Raw genomic sequence first — 24,094 nt, 5'->3', positions numbered from 1 at the left:
CCCGGTCTCACGCGCACGGACGTCGGGCTCAGTAGAGCAGGCTCGCCAGGCGACCCCGCGCCGCGATCACTCGCGGATCGGCCACGCCCACCACGGCGAAGAGCTCGAGCAGGTGTTCGCGGATCCGCGTCCTCGCGTCCTCGTCCTCTGAGGAGGCGAAGAGCTCGAGCAGCCGCAGGAACGCGTCCTCGACGTGACCCCCCGAGAGGTCGAGATCCGCCACCAGCACCTGCGCGGCGACATCGCCGGGGTTCGCGGCGGCGGCCGCCCGGACCTCATCCGCGTTCGCTCCCTCCAGGCGGTGCAGGAGCTTGACCTGGGCGAGCGCGTCGCGAGCCTCCTGGTCGGCCGGGGCCTTCGCGAGCACCGCCTCGTAGGCGCGCACGGCCGCCGCGTAGTCGCCGCGCTCGAGCGCGTCGAGCGCCTCGGCATGGGCCGGATTGATCGGTGTCGCGCCGGGATCGTCGGCCTCGCCGCCGGGCGAGTCGGGAGTGCTGACGCGCCCCGAGACCCCCTGCTGCTCGGCCAGCTGCAGCAGCTGGGTGAACACCTCGCGCACCTGCTGCTCGGGCACCGCTCCCTGGAAGAGCGGAACGGGGCGCCCGCCGACGAGCGCGACGACGGTCGGGATCGACTGCGCCTGGAACGCCTGCGCGAGGCCCGGGTTCGCGTCGACGTCGACCTTCGCGAGCACGATGCGTCCGTCGAACTCGTCGGTGAGCTTCTCGAGCACCGGACCGAGCGTCTTGCAGGGCTGGCACCATTCCGCCCAGAGATCGACGACGACGGGAACCGTGCTCGACAGCTGGACCGCCTGCTCGAAGGTCCGGTCCGTCAGCTCGATCACGAGCGACGGCAGCTCGACCGCGCCGACCGGGCCCGCTCCCGCCCCGCTCGCGTCGACCGCTGCGCCGCGCGGCTGACCGGCCGCGGCCAGGTGGCTGAGATCGACGGCTCCGCCGGGAATGTGCTGCACCATGATTATTTCCTCGCCCCCACCAGTTCGGTCGTGTATCCCAGGAGTTGGATCCGCTGATCCCCCGTGTTGCTCGGCACGTAGAACAGCAGCTGATGCGCTACCTCGCTGACGATGCGGTCCTGCTGTCCCTCGAGGCCCGAGAGCGCCGAGACCGCGCCGACCGCCTTGGGCTTCCATCCCTCGCCGGCCCGCTCGACCCGCTCCTCGATCACGGTCGTCGTCACCAGGGCGCCGCCGGTGCCGGTCGAGAGGCTCACGTTCGGCGTCTCGGCCTGAGCCGTCTTCACCGAATAGCGGACATCCTGATCGTCCTCGTCGGCGGCGTCCTCGGCGGAGGCGACCCATGCCGCTCCGCTCTTCTCGATGATCGTGTCGTCCGTCAGGTCGAAGAGCGCCGCCTCCTCGGTGTCCGTCTCGCCGGCCAAGATCCTCGCGTACGCGCCTCCGACCTCGCCCGGAGGCAGCAGCAGCGTCTGCAGGTCGTCTGCGAGCAGCGCCGTCCCCTCCTCCGCCGGCGCGGCCGTCGGCATGGTGATCCCCCCGCGCAGCGCGATGACGCGCGACACCAGATAATTGCTGTGAGGAGTCTCCTGCGTCATGACGAGCGCGAGGGACGGCGAGGCGATCGACTCCTGAACGGCATCGGCGCGCACGGCCTCCGACCCGCCCCCGTCCTCCGAGCCGTCCTCGTCCTCCTCGGTCCCGGCAGGAGTCAGGGACTCCACCGTGACGAAGGCGGTCCGGGGCCATCCCTCGGTGCTCTGCACCAGTTCGTAGTCGAGCGCCTCGTCGGTCAGCCGGGGAGGAGCGTCGTAGGAATCGACCGATTCCCGGATCTCGTAGTTCGCGCTGCGCTGCGCCAACGCGTCTCCGGTGAACCGGGCCTCGAGCAGCTTCGCGTCGAGTTCGTCGTCGGCCGTTCCGGCCGCGGCGACGATCTCGCCGACGATGCGATCGAGCTGTTCGGGAGTGACCGGCACGGGTGCGGCGGTCGTCGTCTCGCCGGTGCCCGTCGGCGCATCCGTCGCCGCCTCCTCGGCGGAGAAATCCGGCCAGTAGCTCGGCGAGCAGCCCGTCAGCGCGAGGGCGAGTCCGATGCCGAGCACCGGCAATGCGCGACGACCGGCGCGGGCTCCGTTCCCGCTCCGAGCCGACGACGCGGCGGACCCGCTGCGGGTCCTCCGGCGACGTCCGAACATGTTCCGCAGGCCGAGCAGCGGCCCCCTCCGCCCGCGGCGCGGACCGAGACCGCGACGATCATGATCCACCGCCAGGAGATAGAGCACGAGGCCGGCGATCGCGAACAGGGCACCGGCAGCGAGCAGCGGGCCCGCCCACGGGGTCCGCCGGTCCTGTGCCCACGCGAGCGAGACGCCCGTCCCCGCCCCGGTCGCGACGATGATCGACTCGTTCTGCTCGAGCGTCACCGGCATCCGGCCCGGGCCCACCTGTTCGGAGCGCCAGAGGTCGCTGCCCCGAGGATCGGCGCCCTGCGCGTCCTCCGCGGTCTCCGGATCGGCGGCGACGGGATCCTCGCTCACCAGACGCGCGCCACCGGAATCGGCGCGCAGCGTGGCATGGGGGAATGCGCTCACCCAGGCTTCGACATCGATCGCCGCGCCGCGCGCGGCGAAGGCGTTCTCTCCCTCGATCACGAGTTCGACGTCGCCCGGCACCGCTTCCAGTTCGGGAGCGTCGAGGACCGCGTAATCGCCGTCGGCTTCGACGCCCGCATAGGAGTAGACGATCTCGTCGGGTCCGGCGAGAAAGGTGCGCTGACCGATGCCGAGGATGAGGAGGACTCCGGAGAGCACGAGTAAGGTGATGGCCAGCCCGAAGCGCACCGGGACTCCTCTCGTCGTCAGCTTTCAGTCATCCGGCCGCCGACGACGAGCACGCGATCGCGGCGACCATTCTCTCAACGCTACCCGAGCTTCCCGTGAACGGTTCTCAGGCCGGGACGCACGGGTCACCCGCGCCGACACGGCACACCGGGTAATCCGCAGGCGGCCTCCGTGCATTTTAGCTATGATTCAGTTCGTTGGGAAGAACGGCGGGCTCAGGAACGAGCACGATCGCCGTCAGGATCCGGAGGATCGCATGAGCGAAGCACACAGCCGTTTTTCCGTCTCGTTGCGCGGCTACAACCGCGCCGAGGTCGATACTCGGGTGGCGACGCTCTCGGAGCACATCGCGGCGCTGCAGACGCACATCGAATCGCTGCAGTCGGCTCACCAGCAGTCGCAGCGCGACGGCGAGGCGCAGCGGACGCTCATCTCGGATCTGCAGGAGCAGGTGGCCGAACTCGGGGCGAGCGGCTACTCGGGGCTCGGCCTCCGGGTCGAGAAGAGCCTGAAGATCGCCGAGCAGCACGCCCAGAATCTGATGGCGCAGGCCGACCTCGACGCCGAGAAGCTGCGCAAGGGCACCGAGGCCGAGACCAAGCGCCTGCTCGATCAGGCGCAGACCCGCGCCGACGAGCTGATCACGTCCTCCACCGAGCAGGCCGAGGCGCTGCTCGCCGGAGCGCGAACCGAGGCCGAGTCGCTCAGCGCACGAGCGCGCGAGGAGTCGCAACGCCTCCTGCGGGAATCCCGGGAGGAGGCGGCTCGCCTCGACACGGGATCGAAGCAGGAGTCGGCCGCAGCGCTCGAGACCGCTCGCTCGGAGGCCCGCGCGCTGCTCGCCGAGGCGGAGGCCGAGGCCGGGCGGCTCAGGACGGTCGCCCGTGCCGAGGCGGAGGATCTCCGACGTCGGAACGAGGCGGAGGCGGCGGAACTCGCCGAGCGCACCGCCGCGAGCGCCCGCGAGGCGGAGCTCGAGCGCGCTCGCCTCGCCGCCGAGGCCGAGGAGGCCCGAGCCGAGTTCGAGGCGAGGACGGCCCGGGCCGAGGCCGAGCACGCCGAGCGCTACGCCGAGCGCGAACGCGCGCTGAACACGGAGATGGACGAGCTGCGGCGCACGCTCACCGACGAGATCGAGACCCTGCGCCGGCGGATCGCCCAGGAGCGCGCCGAGCACGATCGCGCCATCGCCGAGGAGCTCCAGACCCACCAGCAGCGCCTTGCCGCGGCGGAGAGCAGCCACGCGGAGCGCATCGCGCAGGAACGGGCCGAGCACCTCGCGGAGACCGAGCGGCAACGGGCCGCGCTGCAGGCGGAGCTCCAGACGGCTGCGGCGCAGGCCGAGCGCGAACGGGCTCGTGCGGCGGAGCAGGCCGAGGCGGAGCTCCAGCACCGCGGAGACGCCCACGAGCAGCGGATCGTGAACGAGCTGGCGCAGCACGACCGCGTGCTTCGGGATGAGATAGCCGAGCATGAGGCGCAGCTCTCCAAGGAGCGGGAAGCGCACGAAACGGCGCTGCAGCGCGCCCGTGAGGATCAGGAGCGGAGCACCGCTGCCGAAGAGGCTCGCCTCGCGCAGCTCGGCGAGGCGCTCGAACGACGGATCTCCGAGGAGTCCCGGACGCACGACGAGCGGCTGGCGCAGGAGCGCGGCGATCATGAGGCCGAACTCGCACGCGAGCGGAACGAGCACGAGGCCGCCATCGCGCACGAGCGGAACGAGCACGAGACCGCGATCGCGCACGAGCGAGAGGTTCACCGGGCGACGATCGCACGCGAACGCGAGCATCACGACCGCGCCATCGAACGCGAGCGCCGCGATCATCAGGAGCATCTCGCGGCCGAGAGGAACGAGCACGATCGTCGGATCGCGGAGGAGAGCGAATCGCACGCGCTTCGTCTCGCCGACGAACGCGCCGAGCACGAGCAGCGGTTGGAGTCGGAGCTTCGGGATCATCAGAGCCGACTGGCCGACGAGCGCGAGGCGCAGCAGACGCTGCTCGCGACGGAGGCCGCCGATCAGCGTCGCGCGCTCGCCGGAGAGCGCGCCGCGCACGAGGCGGCCCTCGCGGACGAGGTGACCGTCCATCGCGAACAGCTCGCGGCGAGTCTCGCGGCGCACGAGCAGCAGCTCGCGGACGCCGCGACCGCCCAGTCGGAGAAGCTGCGCATCGACCGCACCGAGGCGGCGGCCCTGCTCGGCGCCGACCGGGAGGAGTTCGAGCTGCTGGTCGACCGCGATCGGACCAAGCTCGCCGCAGACATCGAACGCGAGCGCGCCGAGCACGAGCGGCGGCTCGCCTCCGCGGCGGAGGCGCACGCGGAACGGCTGCGCGCCGAGCGGGAGGCCGCGCTCGAGGCCGCCGCGCACGAAGTGCTGCAGTTGCGCACGACCGCGCACGAGGAGACGGACCTGCTGCGCGCGAGCACCGCGCGAGAGCTCGCCGAGCGCCGAGCCGCGGAAGAGGAGTCTCTCGCGTCGCTCAGGACGGAGGTGGAGACCGCGGTCCGGGCGGAGCGCGAGCGCATCGAGCACGAGTCCGCCGACTTCCAGAAGGCTGCGGCCGAGCGCAGGGAGCAGCTCGAACGGGAGATCGCGAACCGCCAGGCCGAGGCGGAGGCCACCGTGCAGCAGCAAGCGGCGGCGGCGAATGCTCTGCTGACGGAGTTGAAGGAGCAGGTCGACGCGGCACGCGCCGAGCACGCGCGACTGATCAGCGTTTCGACCGAAGAAGCCCGGGAGCTGCGTCTCGCGGGCGAGCGCGATGCGGCCGAGATCGTCCGCGAGGCCGAGCACCGCGCCCACGTCACCTTCGTCGAGGCGCAGAACCGCGCGGAGACGGTGCTGGCCGCCGCGGAGGATCGCATGACCCAGCTCAAGGTGGAGCGCGGCGCCGTCGCACGCTACTTCGAGAGCCTCGGGGAGGTGCTCACGAACGCGCAGAAGATGAACCAGGTCACGGAGAGCGCCGTCGAGACGCCGCTGACGGCGGATCGACCCGGCGGGGAGGCTCAGCGACCGCGCGAAGAGGGCGCCACGGCTGCTCAGCCGGAGAGCTGATCCTCCGTCGCCTCCTCCGGCAGCGGCGTCGGCGCCGTGCCGACCGTGCGCACGATTTCATCGAGAACGCGGCGAACATACGACTCGCCGACCCAGAGGTGCTTGGCGCCGTCGACCGGGACCACTCGGGCGTGCGGCACCGCGGAGAATCTCCTGATGGCCTCCTCGGGCCGGAGGAAGTCGTCGAGCTCGGGAACCAGCGCCACGAGCGGGACCCCGGTCTCCGCCCAGGCGGCGAGCTCCTCCTCGCTGGTGCGCCGCAGCGGCGGCGAGAGCAGGATCGCCCCGCTGATGGGATGAGCGAGCCCGTGCTTCAGCGCGAGTTCGGTGCCGAACGACCAACCCACGAGCCAGGGATCGGGCAGACCGCGCTCGGCGACGAACCGCATCGCGGCTGCGACGTCGAGGCGCTCGTCCTCGCCCTCCCCGAAGGAGCCCTCACTCGTGCCGCGCGGGGACGTGGTGCCCCGGGTGTTGAACCGCAGCACGGCGAGCCCGGCGAGCTCGGGCAGGCGCCACGAAGCCTTCCGCAGCACATGGGAGTCCATGTACCCGCCGTGCGTCGGGAGGGGATGCAGGGTGACGAGGGTGGCACGGGGCTCGGTGCGTTCGGGGAGCGCGAGTTCTCCGACCAGCGTCAATCCGTCCTCGGTGCGCAGCTCGATGTCTTCCCGTCGTGCTCGCAGCACCGTTCCGCTCGTGATCCGTCCCATTCCCGCAAGCCTAGTGCCGTGTGCCGGATGTTCACTGCACGTGCCCCGGCCCGCTCGCGGGGTCTCGCGGCGTTGTCGTCAGTCGACGATGCTTCCGGTATCGCCTCCCTCCTCCGCCTTGCGAGACCCCCGCGAGGGCACCGGCATACGCACAACGACATCCGGCATACGACGCGGTGCTTTGCTCCGAGCGCCGTGGTCCGCGCGGGATCCTGGCAGAATGGAGGGCATGACGATCACAGCGGCGGCGGACGGTTCCGCGCTCGGCAACCCCGGACCGGCCGGCTGGGCCTGGTTCATCGACGAGAGCCGTTGGCGCTCCGGAGGCTGGCCCCGCGCGACCAACAACCAGGGCGAGATCATGGCGGTCATCGACCTGCTGCACGCCACCGCCGGAATCGAGGAGTCCTTGCGCGTGCTGTGCGACAGTCAGTACGTGATCAACTCGGTCACCCAGTGGATGCCGGGGTGGAAGCGCCGGGGCTGGCGCAAGGCTGACGGGAAGCCGGTGCTCAACCGGGAGCTCCTCGAGACGCTCGACGTCGCGCTCGCCGGCCGCGATGTGACCTTCGAATGGGTCCGCGGTCACGCCGGTCATCCCCTGAACGAGGCAGCCGACCTGCGCGCGCGCGCCGCGGCGACCGCCTTCCAGCGAGGCGAGGATCCCGACACCGGACCCGGCATCGCCGGAGCCCCCGTCCCGGCGCGGCTCGACGGCGCCTCGGCCCCGCCGCCTCCCGGCCCCGCCGCCGCTCCGCCGGCGCTCTTCTGACGGCTCCCGCTCCCCCACCGGGTGCGCTCAGAACACTCGCCAGCAGTGGGTGTGCCAGTGCCTGCGTTCCCGGATCGCGGCGTCGTCGCCGAAGAGGTGCTCGGCACTCCAGATCACGAGGTGGGCCTGCCCCGGCAGGATATCCAGCGCGCATCCCGGGCAGACGTATGCCTTCTCGGACCTCGACGCGGGGATCTCGCGCACATACCAGTCGGATCCCCGCCGTGTCTCGAGCCGCGCGCCGCCGTGCGCGAGCCTCGTCACGTCGCGGGGCTCGCCGGATGCCGGACGCCGCCGTCGCTTCCCGCGTGCCACGACTACTCCGTCGTGCAGCGGGCGGATGCCGTACCGCTCACCCCTACCACCAGTGGTTTGCCTGCCAGAAGGCGTAGGCCTTGGCCCAGCTCCCGTATCGGCCCTTCGCATAGCCGTCGGCCCAGCGCAGGTTGTCGACCGGATCGAAGCAGCTCCCCGGGACCTTGCCGCAGGGAAGCGCCTGCACGAGACCGGAGGCGCCCGACGAGGCGTTCACCGCGTTGGGATTCCATCCGCTCTCCTTGGAGACGATGAAGTCGACGTAGCCCCAATCGCTCTCCGCGATACCGGCGGCCTCCATCCACTCCGCTGGCGAGCCGCCCCCGGTGTACTTCGGAGCGGGCTCCGGCGCCTGTTCCTGCGGAACCGCTTCGTCCGCGGGAGCCGCTTCGGGCTCGTCCGTCTCCTCGGGCTCGGGCTCGGGCTCCGGTTCGGGCTCGGGAACCTCGTAGAGCGGCGACACGTCTACGTTCAGCTCCTGCAGCTCAGCGGCCTCGGGCACGAACTCCTGGTGGATCCGCTCGTAGAAGCCCTCATCGACGGCGATGCTGCTGGGCGCCGTGAAGGGCGCCCCGACGGCGATGCCGAAGAACCCGACGACGGCTGACGCGGCCAGCACTCCGCGCAGACGGAAACCGCGCGAGGAGGACGCGCGGACGAGGGCTTTTGAAGCAGTCACAATGCGACGATCCTATATCACGAAGGGATCACGGTCGAGTTGGCGGACGTCCGGGCGCGGTGAGGCGGAGGTTCGACTCCCGTCGTCGGGATGCGCCCAGCGGCGCGCACGGGCCGGACGCGCCGACGCTCAGCGGGTGGAGAGGAGCATCTCGATGACGGCGTCGAGCAGCGCATCGACCTGATCCTCGTTGTAGCCGCGCCATTGGGTGTGGAACACGACGCCGCGCACCTCTGCCGTCGTCAGGGTCTCGCTGCCCGCGAGCATCGCGCGAACCCGTTCCAGAAACGCATCGACCTGGGAACGCCGGTATCCGCTCGCGAACAGCCCGCGGCGTCGAAAGCGCCGCCCCGGGGGCCGCTCGATACGCCCCCGCACCTCGGAGAGCAGCTGCTGGACCTCGGCCCACCAGCGCTCCTCGCCGATCTCGGCCAGTCGGGTGCGCCGCTCACGCTCGAAGAAGACCTCCTCGAGCCGATCCATGGCCGCGTCGACGTAGCGCGCGGAGTACCCCTTGCGCTTCAGGCCGAAAGCGGTCCGCCTGATCTCGGTCGAGGTCACCGTCCCGGGCCCCGCGCCCTGCTCGTAGCTCGCCCGCGCACGGTCCAGGAAGGCGTCGACCTGATCGCGGCGGTAGCCCGGCTGTTTGCCGGTGGCCGGTGGGAAGGCTGTGCTCACCAGACTATTGTGCCCTGGGTCGCTGGCATTCGCATGTGCGGCACGGCGTCTCAGGCGAATACGCCGAGCGCGAGCGCCACCCCGTAGACGCCGACCGCCGACGGGAGCAGGGAATCGAGGCGGTCCAGGAAACCGCCGTGACCCGGCACCCAGGAGCTCATGTCCTTGACGCCCAGATTGCGTTTGATGAGCGATTCGGTGAGATCGCCCCCGGTCGCCGTCACCAGCACGACGAGACCGAGCAGCACGCCCACCCACCAGGACTGCTGCAGAGCCAGCACCGAGATGAGCGCGCCGGACGCCATGGCCACGATCGCAGCCCCGGCGAAGCCCTCCCAGGTCTTGTTGGGACTGATCCGGGGCGTCATCTTGTGCCGCCCGAACAGCACTCCCGCGGCATACGCCCCGATGTCGACCGAGACGACGGTCAGCACGAGCGCGAAGACCCACCACTCCCCGCGGGGCGCTTGAACGAGCAGGATCGCGAAGGACGCCAGAAAGGCGACGTACACCAGGGTGAAGAGTCCCGAGAACACGTCTCGGATCAGGGTCTTGGGCGGCACCTCCCAGGCGGGGACGAGCCCCTCGACGAGCCGCCAGGCCGTCAGAAGCAGCGAGGCCGCGAACAGCCCCAGCAGCGCGCCCTCCGCGCCCCAGAACACCGCGCCCCCGGTCACGATCAGACCGCCGATCACCACGCCCACCCGCGGAACGCGGCGACCGGCGACGCGGAACGCCGCGGCCAGCTCGACGAGCGCCACCGACACCAGAAGCGCCACGAGCACCATGAACGCCTGGCGAGCGATGAACAGGCTCCCGAGGAAGAGCGCTCCGAAGATCAGGCCGGAACCGACCGCGAGGAAGAGGTTGCGCCCGGCTTTCTCCTCGATCTTCGCGCTCGTCGCCTCGAACTGCGCCCGCGCCTCATCGAGTTGGGCGCGAAACTCATCGCGACGCTCCTTGCCCGACACCTCACACCTCGAGCAGTTCGGCCTCTTTGTGCTTCAGCGAATCGTCGATCTGATCGATGAACTGCTTGGTCACCGTCTCGAGCTCCTTCTCGGCTCGCGCGACCTCGTCCTCGCCGACCTCGCTCTTGAGCGCATCGAGTTCGTCCTTGGCATGGCGGCGGGCGTTGCGCACGGCCACACGTCCGTCCTCCGCGCGAGCCTTCACGATCTTCACGAACTCCTTGCGGCGCTCCTCGGTGAGCTCCGGCAGCGTCACCCGGATCACGTTGCCGTCGTTGTTCGGGTTCGCCCCGAGATTGGGCATGTCGCGGATCGCCTGCTCGATGCCTTTCATCGCGCCCTTGTCGTAGGGCGTGATGATCAGACTGCGCGCATCCTGGTTCGACACCGAGGCCAGCTGCGGCAGCGGGGTGGGGGTGCCGTAGTAGTCGACCAGGACTCCCTGCAGCAGCGAGGGATTCGCGCGTCCGGTGCGCACCGTGGCGAAGCCCTCCCTGGCCGCTTCGACCGCTTTGGTCATGCGATTCTTCAGGTCGGCGAAAACCTCATCAATCACGGCGTGCTCCTTCGATGATTCGTTCTGTGAAAGTCTACCGGCTGGCAGCCGGCTCAGTTGTGAACGAGGGTGCCCAGGCGCTCGCCTCGGATCGCGGCCGTGACGTTGCCCGCCGGCTCCATCCCGAACACCCGCATCGGCATGCCGTTGTCCATGCAGAGGCTGAAGGCGGTGCTGTCGACGACCTTCAAGCCCCGGACGAGGGCGTCGGCGTAGCCGATCTCATCGATCCGGGTGGCTGCGGGATCCTCGCGGGGGTCCGCGGTGTAGACCCCGTCGACCCCGTTCTTCGCGACGAGCACCTCGTCGGCGTGGATCTCCAGCGCGCGCTGCGCCGCGACGGTGTCGGTGGAGAAATAGGGCAGTCCGGCTCCGGCGCCGAAGATCACCGCCCGCCCCTTCTCGAGGTGACGGATGGCGCGCAGGGGGATGTAGGTCTCGGCGACCTGCGTCATCGTGATGGCGGACTGCACCCGGCTCGACACGCCGGCCTGCTCGAGGAAGTCCTGCAGTGCGAGCGCGTTCATGACCGTGCCGAGCATGCCCATGTAGTCGGCTCGGGCACGATCCATACCGTGCTGGGAGAGCTCGGCCCCGCGGAAGAAGTTCCCTCCCCCGACCACGACGGCGACCTCAGCGTCGGACATGGCCGCTGCGATCTCCGTGGCGATCTGGCCCACCACGTCGGGATTGACGCCCAGCGATCCGCCGCCGAAGGCCTCGCCCGAGAGTTTGAGCATCACACGGCGCTTGCGGGGCTGGGTCATGGTCATCGGCTCCTTCGAAGTTCTGGCTGAGTGTAGCTTAGGGCACCCCGCGGCGATCGCGGGCAGCACGAGGGCCCGGACCGAAGAACGGTCCGGGCCCTCGTGCTGGGCTCAGGCGCCGACCTTGCCCCGCGCGAAGCCGGTCACGGTGATGCCGGCGGCCTCGGCCACCTTCGACACCGAGCGCTTCTGGTCGTCGAGCGCGTGCACCTGGTCGCTCAGCACGATCTGCTTGAAGAACGCCTCGAGTCGGCCCTCGACGATCTTCGGGAGCGCCGCCTCGGGCTTGCCCTCGTTCTTCGAGATCTCCGTCACGATCTCGCGCTCCTTCTCGACGTCGGCCTGCGGAACCTCGTCGCGGTTCACGTAGCTCGGCTCGGCGAAGGAGATGTGGCGCGCGATGCTGATCGCGGCCTGCTCGTCGTCCCCCTCGAAACCGACGATGACGCCGATCTGCGGAGGCAGATCCTTGGAGGTCTGGTGCAGGTAGACCGCCGTGCTCGGCGCCTTCACCACGACCACGCGGCGCAGCTGGATCTTCTCGCCGATGATCGCCGACTCGTCGGTGATCGCGGACTCCACGGTGCCGCCTTCGAGCGGCGCGGCGAGCGCCTCCTCGAGCGAGTCGGCCCGCGCGTCGGCGATGGCCTCGAGCACGCGCTCGCCGAGAGCGATGAACTTCTCGTTCTTCGCCACGAAGTCGGTTTCGCAGGCGAGCTCGATCAGCGTCGCCCGACCCTCGCGCTGCGCGACCGCCACCAGTCCCTCGCTGGCCTCGCGCCCCTCGCGCTTGGCGACGCCCTTCAGCCCCTTGAGCCGGAGGATCTCGATCGCCTTGTCGATATCGCCTTCGGCCTCGATCAGGGCGTTCTTGCTGTCGACCATACCTGCGCCGAGGCGATCGCGCAGTTCCTTCACGGCGGCCATGCTCACCGATGCCATAGTGACTCCTTTACGTCGGTTCGATTCTTCGAACGATGTCAAAATAACGGTTCCGAGTGAACCGCAGGTTACTCCGCCGCGGCCTCGGCGGGCGCAGCGGCTTCGGGAGCCTCGGCAGGCTCCTCGACCTGAGCCGCGGCGGCCTCGGGCTCGGCGGCCGGCGTCTCGGCGGACTCCGGCTCGGCGGCCGGTGCGGGCTCGGCGACGGCCTCGGCAGATTCGGCGGGGGTGCCGGCCTGCTCGGCGTTCAGCAGTTCCACCTCCCACTCGGCGAGCGGCTCGGCGGCGGTCTCGCCCTCGGCCGGCTTCTGGTGACGCTCCATGAGTCCCTCCGCGGCCGCGTCGGCGATCACACGGGTGAGCAGCGCGACCGAGCGGATGGCGTCGTCGTTGCCCGGGATGGGATAAGTCACCTCGTCGGGATCGCAGTTCGTATCGAGAATGGCGATCACCGGGATGCCGAGCTTCTTCGCCTCGTCGATCGCGAGGTGCTCCTTCTTGGTGTCGACGACCCAGAGCGCCGACGGGGTCTTGCTCATATGGCGGATGCCGCCGAGCGACTTCTGGAGCTTCTCGAGCTCGCGACGCTTCAGCAGCAGCTCCTTCTTGGTGAAGCCGCTGGTGCCGCCCTCGAAGTCGAGCTGCTCGAGCTCCTTCATCCGCTCCAGGCGGCCGGTGACCGTCTGGAAGTTGGTCAGCAGGCCGCCCAGCCAGCGCTGGTTCACGTAGGGCTGGTTGACGCGGGCAGCCTGTTCGGCGATCGCCTCCTGAGCCTGCTTCTTGGTGCCGACGAAGAGGATGGTGCCACCGCGCGCGACGGTCTGCTTGACGAAATCATAGGCCTCGTCGATGTAGCGCAGCGACTGCTGCAGGTCGATGATGTAGATGCCCGAGCGCTCCGTGAAGATGAAGCGCTTCATCTTGGGGTTCCAGCGACGGGTCTGGTGCCCGAAATGCACGCCGCTGTCGAGCAGCTGGCGAATGGTGACGACGGCCATGGTCGTTCTCCTGTTCTGCGCGCTCGGAAAAGCGCGCTCTGACGGTTGTCTTCCGTGGGCGGATGCCCCGAAACCTGGTGCCCCGGGTCACCACCGCTGGTTCGGCTCGGATGAGCGGACCAGACCGTCGGCGATTCGCCTTGCGCGGGCACGCGAAGTCACCCCTCTCGAGGTGCCCGTCCAGTGTAGCATTCACCGCCCCTGTTCTCGTTCGCCATCGGCCCTCACAGTTCGAGCGCCATACCGTTCGCAGCACGCTATCCGCAGATTCGCGACGCCGAGCCGTTCCGAGGTCCGCAGCATGTCAGCGTGGAGCGATGAGGATCCTCCGCACGCTCACCCTGCCGCTCGCGCTTCTCGTCGTAGCCGTCACCGCCGTCGCGCCCCGGTCCCACGCCGCATCCGAGCGGCTCTGGTCTCCGCCGCTCGGTCACCCGCTCCGGATCTCGGCGCCGTACTCCCTGCCGAACGGCCCGTATCGGGCCGGCCACCGAGGCATCGACCTGCCCGCCACGAGCGGCGACCCGGTGCGGGCCCCGACCTCCGGCACGATCTCGTTCGCGGGCACCGTCGTCGACCGTCCCGTCATCTCGATCCGCGTCGACGAGCGCACGGTGCTCTCGATGGAGCCGGTGACGAGCGCACTCGCCGCGGGGGACATCGTCGCCCCGGGCGGCATCGTCGGGGAGATCGACTCCGACGCGCACTGCGCGGGCGGCTGCCTGCACCTGGGCGTGCGCGTGGACGGCGACTACGTCAATCCGCTGCGCTTCCTGCGGCCGAGGCCCGTGCTGCTGCCGTGGTGAGTCCGGCACCGCCACGAGCACGTCATCCGCTCTCGCCCGCACCGTTCCCCCGAGGCCGAGACGGCCTCGGCGCGCCTGGAGAAAGCCCGGAAATGGGCTTTCTCTGCTCAGGCGCGTGGATGGGCCCGGCGGTAGGTCTCGGCAAGACGCTCGGTCGACACGTGCGTGTAGACCTGGGTGCTGCCGAGACTCGCGTGGCCCAGCATCTCCTGCACCACCCGCAGATCGGCTCCGCCGTTCAGCAGGTGGGTCGCGGCGCTGTGCCGGAGCGTGTGGGGTCCGCGCGGGCCGCTGCCGGGCTCCTGCTCGAGCTCCCGGGACACCAGCCGGTAGACCGCATGATCGGCGAGCGGACCGCCGTCGTTGCCGAGGAACAGCACGGGAGGCGACGCGCGTTCGGCGCGCGCGGCGAGCGGGGACCGCCCGCGCCCGAGATAGTCCCCCACCGCGCCGGCCGCAGGCGCGCCGAGCGGGACCACTCGCTCCTTGCCGCCCTTGCCGAGCACGCGCACGGTCCGCTCGCGCAGATCGATCCCGTCGAGTCGCAGTCCGCAGAGCTCGGAGACGCGCAGCGCCGTGGCGTAGAGCAGTTCGAGCACCGCCCGGTCGCGCAGTTCCGCCGGATCACCGCTCCGCGCCCGCGCAGCCGCGCGGTCGAGGATGCGCTGCAGCTGGTCCTCGCTGAGCACCCGGGGCAGCGGACTCTCGCGCTTGGGCGCCCTCAGCCTGGAGGCCGGGTTGCCCGGCACCAGCCGACGCTGCTCCAGCCAGCCGCCGAAGGATTTCGCCGTGGCCACGTTGCGCGCGAGCGTGCTCGGCGCGAGTCCGCGCTGCTGCCGCTGCCAGAGCCAGGCGCGCAGCAGCTCGAGGTCGAGCACCTGCACGTCCGCGGAGCCGGGGGCCGCGCCCGCCTCGTCTGCCACGACGAAGGCGGCGAGATCCCGGAGGTCGCGCCGGTAGGCGGCGATCGTGTGCGGCGAGTAGCCGTATTCGTACTCCACCGCGGTCAGGAACCCCGCGATCGCCTCGTCAAGCCGCATGCGCCCAGCCTAACGACCTCCCCGGTTCAGTGCTCGGAAGCTCACCCGCGTCCTCATCGAGGAGCTCGACTTCTCACGGGCGTCCACCTCCGGCGGGCATCGCGACGACCTCGACGCCGTCGATCTCATCGGGCAGCGTCCGACGGATTCCCTCACCGTCCCGGTCGCTCACCTCGGAGATCAGCTACGTCGAAACGGCGACCCACCGGCACTATCTACGTCGCCACTGGTTAGTGGTACAAAGTATTACGCCGCAGGTAGGTCGCGCCACAACGTCCTCGAATACGGCGGATGGTGAGACCTGAGCGAACGAAAGGTTTTCGACGATGACCGCTGCCTACTACCCCTCCCCGCGGGAGAGGCTTGCCGACAGGCTCCTGTGGCTGGCCACTTCCGAAGAAGAAGACACTGTCACGTTGATCCGCTTGTCCAGCTTTGCTGAAGCACAATCGCTCCTCACCCCTGAGAACTTGTGGGACTACATCTATGAGGTGATGGAGGAGCAGGTATTCTTCCTGGATCCGGATGCCGATCTCACGCCGCAGGCGAGCCAGGAGGAGATTGCCGAGTTGGGCGTCCAGCTCGCGCTCAAGGGAATCTCGGATAGCTGGAGCTCGCCCTTCGACAGCAGGCTTCAGCGGCTCGTCGACTTCGATTCGCCCCAGGCCGATGCCGCGGAAGAGTTCCTCGTCGCCGGGCCGGCTCCTGACTGGCGCGACTACATGTCAACGGCACGGAACTCCACCGGGTTCGGGGATTGGCAGTCGATCCCGCTGATACCCGGTGTCTTCCTCTCAAGCGAACCTCAACCTGGCCTGCCGGCAACCTTGCTATTGGGGAACGAGGACGACTTCGGCGACGAAGAAGCAACGATAAACGCTTCAATCAGGGAGACCGGCCCGATGCGCGTCTGGGAGATCGACGGTCCAGCGGATTGGGTGCGGCTCGTAGATGCCGCGCCTGCAGAGGCTACAACGTCCCGAGACGGATATTGGGGAGCAAACGAGACCGGGTGGAGATGGGAGATCCCCGACTGGGAAGCTGTCGCCGAAGAATTCGATGCCGTTCATGTCACAGTGAATGGCTACCTCGATACCTCATGCGTTCCTCTTGAAACCGGATCAGGTGCACGAACGATGTTCGTCGGGTGGGGCCCGGGAATCACGGTCTGGCTGACGCCGCCAAAGATCAGCTGGGGACCAGCATTCAGAGTACGTCGGGTTGACAGCGCCCTCTGGGTGTGAAATCTTGGTCTCCCTGTTTCCTGGCCGAAGCGATGCCCGGCACGCGGTTCGCGATATCTCCGTCGCGCTCCCGGACCGATGCGGGCAGAGCGCCGGTCCCGAGCACGATGATCAGCGCGCTCAGAGGAGCACCTCTGCTCGGGTCATCTCCAGAGGGTGTACCCGGCCGGAGAGCCGGGGTCGAGAGGAAGGTGGGAGAGGCCGCCGGCGTAGATATCCTCGACCTCCAGCACGCGCCGGCTCTCGACGTCGAGCACGAGGTCGTACCGATAGTTCGGTGCCGCCGCACCCGCTTCGATCCTGAGAAGGATCCCGGGCCTGCCCGCCCGATCCACCGTCTCGCCGAGGACGTCGGCGCCCGGCGCACCGAGAACGATCCGGAGCGCCGCGCGCTCAGCGGCATCGCCCAGGGTCCAGATCCGCTTGAGCGCGGTCAGCGCGTTCAGGTAGTCGCCCGCCGAGTGCCCCGGGTCGTCATCGTCCATCCCCGCAATGCGCTTCCAGGCGAGGTCTCGCTCGAGATACTCGCGCATCCCGCGTTCGGTGGTGGGCGGCTCCTCGGAGAACGGGTGCAGATACTCCTCCGGTTCCCAGGTCTCCTCCCAGATCACGGTGCCTGCTTCGAGCGCGTCCTCGGGGACCGGATCGAGCGGGGAGCCCTCCACGTCGCTCGGCGCGTCCGCGATCGTCCGGCTCCGCCCGCGCAGCTCGGAGTCGACGGTCAGCGTCGTCGTCTGCGACTGGAGATAATCGGGCAGCTCCTCCCCTTTGTCCCCGACCGCGAGGTCCCACTCCGTCCGCACGGCGCCCAGCCGCGAGCCGGAGGAGTCCGTCCGGTCCTCTTCGGCGAGCTCCTCCCTCAGCGCGTCGATCGTCCAGTCGCTCCGGCCGATGGGGAGGGCCGGCGGCACCGGTCCCACCGCCGCCTCGGTCACCGGCGCAACGGCGAGCTCATCCCCCCGCGGCAGAAGCACCGAGACGATCCCGACGGTCGCGATCGAGGCGACCACGAGGAATGCCGCGATGCCCGCGGCGAGCGCCGTCGGGTTGCGTCTGACGCGAGGCGGGGGTCCCTGCGTCTTCGGTGCCCTGCGCCCGCTCACGATGTCGTCGAGCAGACGCCGGGCGTGCTCGGGCAGGGGGTCGTCAAGCGAGGCCGGCCTCGCCGCACGCAGCCGGCGCTCCAGTTCAGCGTTGTCCATGCGTCGCTCCTTTCCCGGTCTCGGTGCGCGGCTCGTGCCGTGGTTCGGGATCCTCGAGCGCCCTGCGCAGCGCCGCTCGGGCACGCGTGAGCCGCACCCACAGCGCGGCGGTGGAGCATTCGAGGTAGCCCGCCGCCTCCGCGGCGGGCAGCCCCTCCCAATAGGTCAGGTAGAGCACGAGCCGGTCCGCGGGGCGCAGCCGCATCACTGCGGAACGGAGATCGGCGTGCCGCTCCGCGTCGTCCTCCGACTCCAGCACGGCGCGGTGCTCCATCGCCGCGTTTGCGAATCCCTCCCGGCTGCGCACCCGGCGCCGGTATTCGTTCCCGATCAGGTTGCGGGCGGTCTTGAGCAGCCATCCGACCGTCACGACCGTGCCGTCGCGGTGCTTCGCCCAGGCGATCGCGAAGGTCTCCCCCACGAGTTCCTCGGCGACTCCCGGATCGTTCACCCGCCCGCGGACATACCCCTCGATGATCCGATAGCTCTCGGCGTAGAGGATCGCGAAGGCGCCCGAGTCCGATTCCACGAGACCTTCCCCCTTCCCCGCATGCCGGCCGGATCATCCGGCCCCGCACGTCTACAAGGTAACTGTTTCCCGAGTCGCCGGATCCTTACACGTGAGCGGAGAATTCGTCGACCGTCGTCCTCGGGTCCCCGGATCGCGAACGGGATGGTGTATTCCTCCCCCGGGGCGACCGTGCTCACCGCCGCAGCGCCCATACGGCCTCCCCCGCGGCGGACGGTTCGCGCTGCTCGACACGGCCGAGCACATCGAGCTCGGCCAGGGCGCCGCGGGTCTCGGCGATGCTCAGCCCGCTGCGGCGCGCGACCTCGGCTGCGTCGCGGCCGCCGCGCAGCGGCAAGGCGTCGAGCACCCGCTCGTGCAGCGGCGGGGTGCGCGCCCCGTCGGGCTCCACCCGCTCCCCATCCGCGAGCACGGCGAGCCGGTCGTCGAGTCCGATCAGTTCACAGGCCTCCTCGGCGTTGGTGACCAGCGACGCGCCGTATTCGCGGATCAGGCGGTGGCACCCGGCCGACGCCGCGCTCGTCACCGGGCCGGGCACCGCGCCGAGCATCCGCCCCAGCTCGGCCGCGTGCCCGGCCGTGTTGAGCGTTCCCGAGCGCACCCCCGCCTCGACGACCAATGTGGCGCCGGAGAGCGCGGCAATGATCCGGTTGCGCTGGCGGAACCTCCACTTGGTCGGCGCGGAGCCGGGCACCATCTCGGCGCAGACGGTGCCTTCACGGGCGATCCTGCCGATCAGGGAGTCGTGGGCCGCCGGGTAGGCGCGATCGGCCCCTCCGGCGAGCACCGCCACCGTCGGAGCCGAGGCGGCGAGCGCGGTGCGATGCGCGACCGCGTCGATGCCGTACGCGGCTCCCGAGACGATCGGAGCCCCCGCGCGGCAGACGCCGTCGACGATCTCGGCGGCGACATGGGTGCCGTACCCGCTGGCCGCGCGGGCCCCCACCACCGCGAGCGAGTGCGCCTGGAGGATCGCGGGATCACCGCGCAGCCACAGCGCGATCGGCGCGTGGGCGCCGAGATCGTTCAGCTGAGAAGGCCAGCCGGCACCCTCCGGGATCACGACACTGAGCCCGCCGGCGAGGGCTCGGTCGATGTCGTCGAGCGTCGCGGCCCGGTCGAGGCGGGGCAGCCAGCGATCCCGCGCCTCCGCGAGCACGCGGGCGGCGATATCCTCACCCGCAGCGCGCACGCGTTCACGCATGCCCCTCGCCGAAACGTCATCGATCAGCAGTTGCAGCGCGACCCGAGGACCGAGCGCCGCCAGCATCGCCCCCGCGATGCCGTCACCGGGCTCGGCGAGACGGGACCAGGCGACGCGCGCGAGCAGGGTCTCGGCGCCATCCCACCCCGTCGCACCCTCCTCACCGCCCGGGAACTCATCGTCCCGCTCATCCGCGCTCAGTCGCCGCAGTCTCTGCCGCAGTTCGGCGTCCACGCCCATCCGATCAGCGACTGCCTCCGCCCGAGTCATGCTGCTGCTCCTCCGCGCAGGGCGAGCGCCTGTGCGAGCTGGCTCCGCCCCGGCCGCTCTCTGCCGGACAGATCGGCAAGGGTCCACGCCACCCGAAGCGCCCGGTCGTACCCGCGCATCGTGAGAGAACCGCGACTCAGAGCGTGGTCGAGCACCGCGGTGTCCGCCCGGGGCAGCCTCGCGGCGGGCCCGCGCAACCAGCTGCCCGGCACCTCGGCGTTCACGCGCCAGGGCGTACCCCGCAGTCGTTCGAGCGCCCGCTCCCGTGCCGCGACGACCCTCTGCCGCAACTCCGCGCTCGTCGGCCGGGAACGCTCATCGGTGACGGCGATCGTGCTCGAGACGCGTCGCACGCTCAGCCTCAGATCGATGCGATCGGCCAGCGGACCGGAGATCCGCCCCTCATAGCGGCTGCGCATGAGCGGGGAGCAGCGGCACTCGAGGGCGGTGTCGGGCGATCCGGCGTTGCCGCAGGGGCACGGATTGGCCGCGAGCACGAGCTGCACGCTGGCGGGCAGCGTGGTTCGGATGCGAGCGCGATGGATCTCGACGACCCCGTTCTCGAGCGGCTGACGCAGCGCGTCGAGCACCGTGCGGGGGAACTCGGGAGCCTCGTCGAGGAACAGCACGCCGTGACAGGCCCGGGTCACCGCTCCCGGAATCACCGCACTCGCGCCGCCGCCGATGATCGACACCGCCGAAGCCGTGTGGTGCGGACTCTCGAACGGCGGACGCACCACCAGACCGGTCAGCGAGCCATCGCCGAGCGAGGCGATGCTGCTCGCGACGATCTGCTCGTCCGGGGCGAGATCGGGCAGCAGCGTGGGCAGCCTGGTGGCGAGCAGCGTCTTGCCGGCTCCCGGCGGTCCGATCATGGAGAGATGATGCCGCCCCGCCGCGGCGATGACGAGCGCCTCGACCGCCTCGGGCTGGCCGATCACCTCGGCGATGTCGGGCACCGCATCGGGTACGGGATCGGGCAGCTCAGCCACGTCCGCGCCGAACGGCCCCTGCCTCCACCCCTCGGGCTCGCCCCGGTGCCAGGCGGCCGCCCCGCGCAGATCGCCGACGGCGATCACCTCGATGTCGGGCACCAGTGCGGCCTCCCTGGCGCAGTGCTCCGGCACCATCACCCGCTCGAAGCCGAGACTGCGAGCCGCGAGCACGGCGCTCAGCAGACCGGGCGGCCGGCGCAGGCCCCCGTCCAGGCCGAGTTCGCCCAGGTGCGCGGTCGTCCGCATGCGTTCCATCGGCACGCCGCCGGAGGCGGCGACAACCGCGAGAGCGATGGCAAGGTCGAAGCCCGACCCCTGCTTCGGCAGCGCCGCGGGCGACAGGTTGACCGTGACGAAGCGCTCCGACACCCCGAACCCGGCCTGCTGGGTCGCCACCCGCACGCGCTGCTTCGCCTCTGCGAGCGCGGTGTCGGGCAGCCCGATGATGGCCATGCCAGGCAGCTGATTCGAGAGCGCCGCTTCGACGAGCACACCGGTTCCGGCCAGACCGGTGAGTGCGATCGCGCCGACCCGGGCCACCACGTCGCTCATCCGATCCCTCGCAGATGATGGATGTCCGGGCGCTCGCCGCCGCGCAGCACGATGCCCACCGCATCGATGCGCAGCCGTTCGGCACGGGGGCGCCTCTCCTTCGTCCAGGCGATCAGCAGCCTGCGCAGGCGCCGGGCCTTCGTCGCGGTGACCGCCTCCAGCGGATGACCGAACCCGACGCCGCTCCGGGTCTTCACCTCGACCGCGACCACGGCGTCCCCGTCGCGGACGATCAGATCGAGCTCCCCCGCTCCCCCGTTTCGCCAGTTGCGCTCGAGGACGCGGCAGCCCCGATCCTCGAGATAGGCGGCGGCGATCGCCTCGCCGCGGGCGCCGAGCGCACGGTTGCGGGAGGCGTCGTGCGCGGCCGGGCGCGGTACGGACAGTGCGCGATCCGATGCTGTGTCGTTCATGCGACCAGCTTCGCGGGAGGCCGGGACGGGCGAGAGCGCAGCGGCTCAATCTGTGGAGAAGTGGGGCGATCCGTCGAATCCGGCTCACCTGTGGAGGGCGAAAGGCGCCCGCCCGCAGGCTACTCGTCGATGGAGAGTTCCTCCGGCAGCTTGAACTCGCGGGCCGAAAGCTCCTCGACGTTCACATCCTTGAAGGTGAGCACGCGCACCGACTTCACGAAGCGGTCGGCCCGGTAGACGTCCCACACCCAGACGTCGTTCATGGCCAGCTCGAAGTAGAAATCGCTGCCGGCATCCTGCCGCTGCAACTCGACCTCGTTGGCCAGGTAGAACCGGCGCTCGGTCTCCACGACATATCGGAATTGGCCGACGATGTCGCGGTACTCGCGGAACAGCGAGAGTTCCGCTTCGCGCTCGTAATCGTCGAGGTCGTCTTCGTTCATCGCCTCCATCCTACGCGGTCCCGACGATCCGCGCCCCGTCCCCGGGTCTCAAGATCCGGGAGCCGTAACGCCGGGCCAAAGTCTGACGCCACCGCCGCAGCCAGGCGTCAGACTTTGGCCCGGCCGCTGAGCGGTTCTTGGGCCTGCGCGCCGGCACTCAGCCTCGCCCGTGCTCTTCGCTCGAACCAGAGGCTCAGCAGCGCGGCCGTCACCACGAACACGGGGATCACGAGCCACGGCATCTCAAACCAGAGCGAGGTGACATGCAGGCCAAGATTTGGCGGCGGGAAGGCGAACGCGACCACTGGCCAGGACACACCGAAAGCGGCCACCGCGAGCAGCGCGACATATACCGCATGTCGGAGCGGTTGCACACCAGTGCACTGACGCACCAGGAGGAGCCAATACGCGCAAAAGAACAACGCGTACGGGAGCAGATCCACAGGGTAGAGGATGACGTTTGCGACGGGCAGTAACAACAGCACCAGCCCCCAGAGCATTCCCCCTTCGAGGCCGTTGCTCACATTGACGATCCCGACCGACAGGGCCGCGGCAAAGTTTCCCGCGAATGACGCGAGCAACGCGACCACCAACGACCTCATCAGCGCGCGTCGGATCGACATTCGCGCGCCGCCGTCATTTCTTTCGCCCACACTCAAAATGTCCCCTTCTTATTGATCGTCTCAAAACCGCATACGGGGATACCTGCTATGCAGGAGAAACCCTCGTTTCTCAGTCTCAAAATCGGCGTCCAGCTCTTTCCGTCGTTCCGCAGATACGCCTCATGCCGTGGGACCGGCCTTCGCAAACCATTCGAGATGACATACGAACCAGACCGCGAGACTTTGATCACCAGCTCGACGCCTATCGGCGCAGTTAACGCCGCATTGCAGAACGGAATCCTCACCGTTTTGCGCATCTTGAATGTCGCGATAGAGCTACTGATCCCCCGACTCGTCAAGACGATACCATCTGCGCTCGCCGTCTTCTTCTCCGTGTTCTTCCATGTGCCGTTTACCTTCTCCTGCCTGGTCGTGGTGCCGACCTTTTTGTTGAAGGTGAGTTTCTTGTCCTTCCAGTTCATGAACGCCGCCGCATGGGTCCGGTACGTTCCACTGTCCGCCGCATAGCCTCGGTTGTCACCTTTGAAACGAAAGGAATTGGTTGACGGCGGAGTGCAAACGACTGGCGGTGCGTCCACCCATGCCTCCTGGATGAAGGTGCGGTATCGGAACGTGGTCTTGCTCGGCAGTGCCTTCGCCGCGGCGAGCACTACAGCATCCGCCGCGCCTACCGTGTCAGACATCGGGGTGAGCACGTTCAGTGCGTAGATGTTGCCGGAGGTCGGCTCCGGGACTTCGCCCTCTTGTACCGCGGCGATCTCCTCATCGGTGAGGAACTCTCCCCACTGATCCTCCGGAACCCTCGAAGTGGTGTGCACCTCGTAGAAATACTCGCTGCCCTCCCGAACCTCCTCATCCAGGTACGAGATAGCGGCGTCGGCAGAGGGATGAGCGATCTCATGGATGCTCACGCCATCACGGTAGATGGTCACCTCCTCCGCGTTCACATCAGGCCAGATCAACTCCACGTGCTCGGATGATGCCACGGAGATCGCCTCATCCTCTTCAAGACCCTCATTGTCCGAGGCCATGAGCATGTCATTCACCGCCACATGTCGGCCGTCTTGCAAGACCGCTGAGAAGCCCTCGGTCGACTGGGCGCCCACCGAGACGAGCTCGTAGTTCTCGTCTTCGGCCTCAGCCGCCTCATTCACCACGGCAACCGCAGCGGGCAATCCGGCGTCAGAGTCAGTAACGCTGACACGAGCATCCGCCCCAAACGGACTTTCCTGCGCGGTTGCGGGCAATCCACTGATCAGCGATGCAAGCAATACGGCCATTGCTCCGGTGCCGAGCAGCGTCCGGTGGCGTTTCGTATGGTTACGATTCTGCATGACCTTGTTTCTGCTTTCTCTTCGGAGAGAGCGGAGCACGAACAGTGAGCGCTCTCACTACTTCAGTTGCGCAAGCGAGGCGGGTCGTCACAAACTTCTTGGAAAAACTTTCGTAGGCACCAAATTCCCTTGGCCCCCGACTCCCGATGCCAGCACACACTATC

The 24,094-nt window shown here is 69.3% G+C and carries 24 protein-coding genes; 4 read left to right on the top strand and 20 right to left on the bottom strand.

The genetic code is table 11. The annotated features are described in order from the left end of the window. Positions 1–28 precede the first annotated feature (28 nt). Complete coding sequence (locus J4H92_RS04390) at positions 29–979, bottom strand: tetratricopeptide repeat protein (RefSeq protein ID WP_208096455.1); 951 nt, start codon at positions 977–979, stop codon at positions 29–31. A gap of 2 nt (positions 980–981) precedes the next feature. Next, entirely contained in the window at positions 982–2,823 is a 1,842-nt protein-coding gene (locus tag J4H92_RS04385) for a DUF8094 domain-containing protein (RefSeq protein ID WP_208096453.1), read from the bottom strand. 256 nt (positions 2,824–3,079) lie between these two features. On the opposite strand from J4H92_RS04385, the gene J4H92_RS04380 reads away from it, so the two are divergent. Next, positions 3,080–5,884, top strand: coding sequence for a coiled-coil domain-containing protein (locus J4H92_RS04380; RefSeq protein WP_208096451.1), 2,805 nt, complete (start codon positions 3,080–3,082; stop codon positions 5,882–5,884). On the opposite strand, the gene J4H92_RS04375 is transcribed toward J4H92_RS04380, so the two are convergent. Further along, positions 5,869–6,597, bottom strand: a complete 729-nt coding sequence (locus J4H92_RS04375; RefSeq protein ID WP_208096449.1) for an alpha/beta hydrolase — start codon at positions 6,595–6,597, stop codon at positions 5,869–5,871. The genes J4H92_RS04380 and J4H92_RS04375 overlap by 16 nt on opposite strands. Before the next feature lie 229 nt (positions 6,598–6,826). On the opposite strand from J4H92_RS04375, the gene J4H92_RS04370 reads away from it, so the two are divergent. After that, entirely contained in the window at positions 6,827–7,369 is a 543-nt protein-coding gene (locus J4H92_RS04370) for an RNase H family protein (protein WP_208096447.1), read from the top strand. A 27-nt stretch (positions 7,370–7,396) separates the two neighbouring features. Here the strand turns inward: J4H92_RS04370 and J4H92_RS04365 are convergent, their stop codons facing one another. From J4H92_RS04365 to rpsB, 8 genes are all read right to left on the bottom strand, one after another. Continuing rightward, complete coding sequence (locus J4H92_RS04365) at positions 7,397–7,684, bottom strand: ATP/GTP-binding protein (protein ID WP_208096445.1); 288 nt, start codon at positions 7,682–7,684, stop codon at positions 7,397–7,399. 43 nt (positions 7,685–7,727) lie between these two features. Further along, on the bottom strand, positions 7,728–8,363 hold the full coding sequence (locus J4H92_RS04360; protein WP_341782994.1) for an aggregation-promoting factor C-terminal-like domain-containing protein: 636 nt from the start codon (positions 8,361–8,363) through the stop codon (positions 7,728–7,730). Positions 8,364–8,492: 129 nt separating this feature from the next. After that, complete coding sequence (locus J4H92_RS04355) at positions 8,493–9,041, bottom strand: DivIVA domain-containing protein (RefSeq protein ID WP_341782993.1); 549 nt, start codon at positions 9,039–9,041, stop codon at positions 8,493–8,495. 50 nt (positions 9,042–9,091) lie between these two features. After that, positions 9,092–10,012, bottom strand: coding sequence for a phosphatidate cytidylyltransferase (locus J4H92_RS04350; protein WP_208096443.1), 921 nt, complete (start codon positions 10,010–10,012; stop codon positions 9,092–9,094). 1 nt (position 10,013) lies between these two features. Then, positions 10,014–10,568, bottom strand: coding sequence for a ribosome recycling factor (frr, locus tag J4H92_RS04345; RefSeq protein WP_208096441.1), 555 nt, complete (start codon positions 10,566–10,568; stop codon positions 10,014–10,016). A 53-nt stretch (positions 10,569–10,621) separates the two neighbouring features. After that, entirely contained in the window at positions 10,622–11,335 is a 714-nt protein-coding gene (pyrH, locus tag J4H92_RS04340) for a UMP kinase (protein WP_243751937.1), read from the bottom strand. A gap of 111 nt (positions 11,336–11,446) precedes the next feature. Further along, the gene (gene tsf, locus J4H92_RS04335; protein ID WP_208096437.1) at positions 11,447–12,277 is read right to left on the bottom strand and encodes a translation elongation factor Ts; all 831 of its coding nucleotides are present in this window, start codon (positions 12,275–12,277) and stop codon (positions 11,447–11,449) included. Between the two features lie 68 nt (positions 12,278–12,345). Continuing rightward, a complete protein-coding gene (gene rpsB / locus J4H92_RS04330) occupies positions 12,346–13,275 on the bottom strand; it encodes a 30S ribosomal protein S2 (RefSeq protein ID WP_208096435.1) in 930 nt (309 codons plus the stop codon). Between the two features lie 317 nt (positions 13,276–13,592). On the opposite strand from rpsB, the gene J4H92_RS04325 reads away from it, so the two are divergent. After that, positions 13,593–14,081, top strand: coding sequence for a M23 family metallopeptidase (locus tag J4H92_RS04325; RefSeq protein ID WP_208096433.1), 489 nt, complete (start codon positions 13,593–13,595; stop codon positions 14,079–14,081). 107 nt (positions 14,082–14,188) lie between these two features. Here the strand turns inward: J4H92_RS04325 and J4H92_RS04320 are convergent, their stop codons facing one another. After that, positions 14,189–15,121 (bottom strand): tyrosine-type recombinase/integrase, encoded by a 933-nt coding sequence (locus tag J4H92_RS04320; RefSeq protein ID WP_208096431.1) that lies wholly within the window; start codon positions 15,119–15,121, stop codon positions 14,189–14,191. 326 nt (positions 15,122–15,447) lie between these two features. Between J4H92_RS04320 and J4H92_RS04315 the strand changes: the two genes are divergently transcribed. Next, the gene (locus J4H92_RS04315) at positions 15,448–16,365 is read left to right on the top strand and encodes a hypothetical protein (protein WP_208096429.1); all 918 of its coding nucleotides are present in this window, start codon (positions 15,448–15,450) and stop codon (positions 16,363–16,365) included. Between the two features lie 143 nt (positions 16,366–16,508). Here J4H92_RS04315 and J4H92_RS04310 read toward each other — a convergent pair whose 3' ends face one another. The 8 genes from J4H92_RS04310 to J4H92_RS04275 all read right to left on the bottom strand — a co-directional run bounded on the left by J4H92_RS04310 (position 16,509) and on the right by J4H92_RS04275 (position 23,930). Next, complete coding sequence (locus J4H92_RS04310; RefSeq protein WP_208096427.1) at positions 16,509–17,567, bottom strand: hypothetical protein; 1,059 nt, start codon at positions 17,565–17,567, stop codon at positions 16,509–16,511. After that, positions 17,554–18,096, bottom strand: a complete 543-nt coding sequence (locus tag J4H92_RS04305) for a sigma-70 family RNA polymerase sigma factor (protein ID WP_208096425.1) — start codon at positions 18,094–18,096, stop codon at positions 17,554–17,556. The genes J4H92_RS04310 and J4H92_RS04305 overlap by 14 nt, the downstream gene beginning before the upstream one ends. Before the next feature lie 175 nt (positions 18,097–18,271). Continuing rightward, the gene (gene dprA / locus J4H92_RS04300; protein WP_243751936.1) at positions 18,272–19,570 is read right to left on the bottom strand and encodes a DNA-processing protein DprA; all 1,299 of its coding nucleotides are present in this window, start codon (positions 19,568–19,570) and stop codon (positions 18,272–18,274) included. Next, on the bottom strand, positions 19,567–21,117 hold the full coding sequence (locus tag J4H92_RS04295; RefSeq protein WP_208096423.1) for a YifB family Mg chelatase-like AAA ATPase: 1,551 nt from the start codon (positions 21,115–21,117) through the stop codon (positions 19,567–19,569). Before J4H92_RS04295 ends, dprA begins: the two co-directional genes overlap by 4 nt. Further along, entirely contained in the window at positions 21,114–21,530 is a 417-nt protein-coding gene (locus tag J4H92_RS04290; protein WP_208096421.1) for a YraN family protein, read from the bottom strand. The genes J4H92_RS04295 and J4H92_RS04290 overlap by 4 nt, the downstream gene beginning before the upstream one ends. Positions 21,531–21,649: 119 nt before the next feature. After that, the gene (locus tag J4H92_RS04285; protein WP_208096419.1) at positions 21,650–21,973 is read right to left on the bottom strand and encodes a DUF2469 domain-containing protein; all 324 of its coding nucleotides are present in this window, start codon (positions 21,971–21,973) and stop codon (positions 21,650–21,652) included. 107 nt (positions 21,974–22,080) lie between these two features. Further along, entirely contained in the window at positions 22,081–22,626 is a 546-nt protein-coding gene (locus tag J4H92_RS04280; RefSeq protein WP_208096417.1) for a hypothetical protein, read from the bottom strand. A gap of 2 nt (positions 22,627–22,628) precedes the next feature. Next, positions 22,629–23,930 carry a hypothetical protein gene (locus J4H92_RS04275; RefSeq protein WP_208096415.1) on the bottom strand — a complete coding sequence of 434 codons (1,302 nt, stop codon included), beginning with the start codon at positions 23,928–23,930 and terminating at the stop codon, positions 22,629–22,631. Positions 23,931–24,094 lie beyond the last annotated feature (164 nt).

Origin of the sequence: Leucobacter weissii (genome assembly GCF_017565745.1) — a bacterium.
In the GTDB taxonomy this organism is placed as follows: Bacteria; Actinomycetota; Actinomycetes; order Actinomycetales; family Microbacteriaceae; genus Leucobacter; species Leucobacter weissii.
Note: the sequence above shows the minus strand (reverse complement) of the source record. Positions and strands in the feature narration are given on the sequence as shown.

Bases quoted from the DNA above. Each gene is read 5' to 3' on its own strand.
- J4H92_RS04325 (WP_208096433.1), top strand. From the start codon at position 13,593: ATGAGGATCCTCCGCACGCTCACCCTGCCGCTCGCGCTTCTCGTCGTA.
- J4H92_RS04320 (WP_208096431.1), bottom strand. From the start codon at position 15,121: ATGCGGCTTGACGAGGCGATCGCGGGGTTCCTGACCGCGGTGGAGTAC.
- dprA (WP_243751936.1), bottom strand. From the start codon at position 19,570: ATGACTCGGGCGGAGGCAGTCGCTGATCGGATGGGCGTGGACGCCGAA.
- rpsB (WP_208096435.1), bottom strand. From the start codon at position 13,275: ATGGCCGTCGTCACCATTCGCCAGCTGCTCGACAGCGGCGTGCATTTC.
- J4H92_RS04370 (WP_208096447.1), top strand. From the start codon at position 6,827: ATGACGATCACAGCGGCGGCGGACGGTTCCGCGCTCGGCAACCCCGGA.
- J4H92_RS04380 (WP_208096451.1), top strand. From the start codon at position 3,080: ATGAGCGAAGCACACAGCCGTTTTTCCGTCTCGTTGCGCGGCTACAAC.
- J4H92_RS04290 (WP_208096421.1), bottom strand. From the start codon at position 21,530: ATGAACGACACAGCATCGGATCGCGCACTGTCCGTACCGCGCCCGGCC.
- J4H92_RS04275 (WP_208096415.1), bottom strand. From the start codon at position 23,930: ATGCAGAATCGTAACCATACGAAACGCCACCGGACGCTGCTCGGCACC.
- J4H92_RS04315 (WP_208096429.1), top strand. From the start codon at position 15,448: ATGACCGCTGCCTACTACCCCTCCCCGCGGGAGAGGCTTGCCGACAGG.
- J4H92_RS04285 (WP_208096419.1), bottom strand. From the start codon at position 21,973: ATGAACGAAGACGACCTCGACGATTACGAGCGCGAAGCGGAACTCTCG.
- pyrH (WP_243751937.1), bottom strand. From the start codon at position 11,335: ATGACCCAGCCCCGCAAGCGCCGTGTGATGCTCAAACTCTCGGGCGAG.
- J4H92_RS04375 (WP_208096449.1), bottom strand. From the start codon at position 6,597: ATGGGACGGATCACGAGCGGAACGGTGCTGCGAGCACGACGGGAAGAC.
- J4H92_RS04390 (WP_208096455.1), bottom strand. From the start codon at position 979: ATGGTGCAGCACATTCCCGGCGGAGCCGTCGATCTCAGCCACCTGGCC.
- J4H92_RS04295 (WP_208096423.1), bottom strand. From the start codon at position 21,117: ATGAGCGACGTGGTGGCCCGGGTCGGCGCGATCGCACTCACCGGTCTG.
- tsf (WP_208096437.1), bottom strand. From the start codon at position 12,277: ATGGCATCGGTGAGCATGGCCGCCGTGAAGGAACTGCGCGATCGCCTC.
- J4H92_RS04310 (WP_208096427.1), bottom strand. From the start codon at position 17,567: ATGGACAACGCTGAACTGGAGCGCCGGCTGCGTGCGGCGAGGCCGGCC.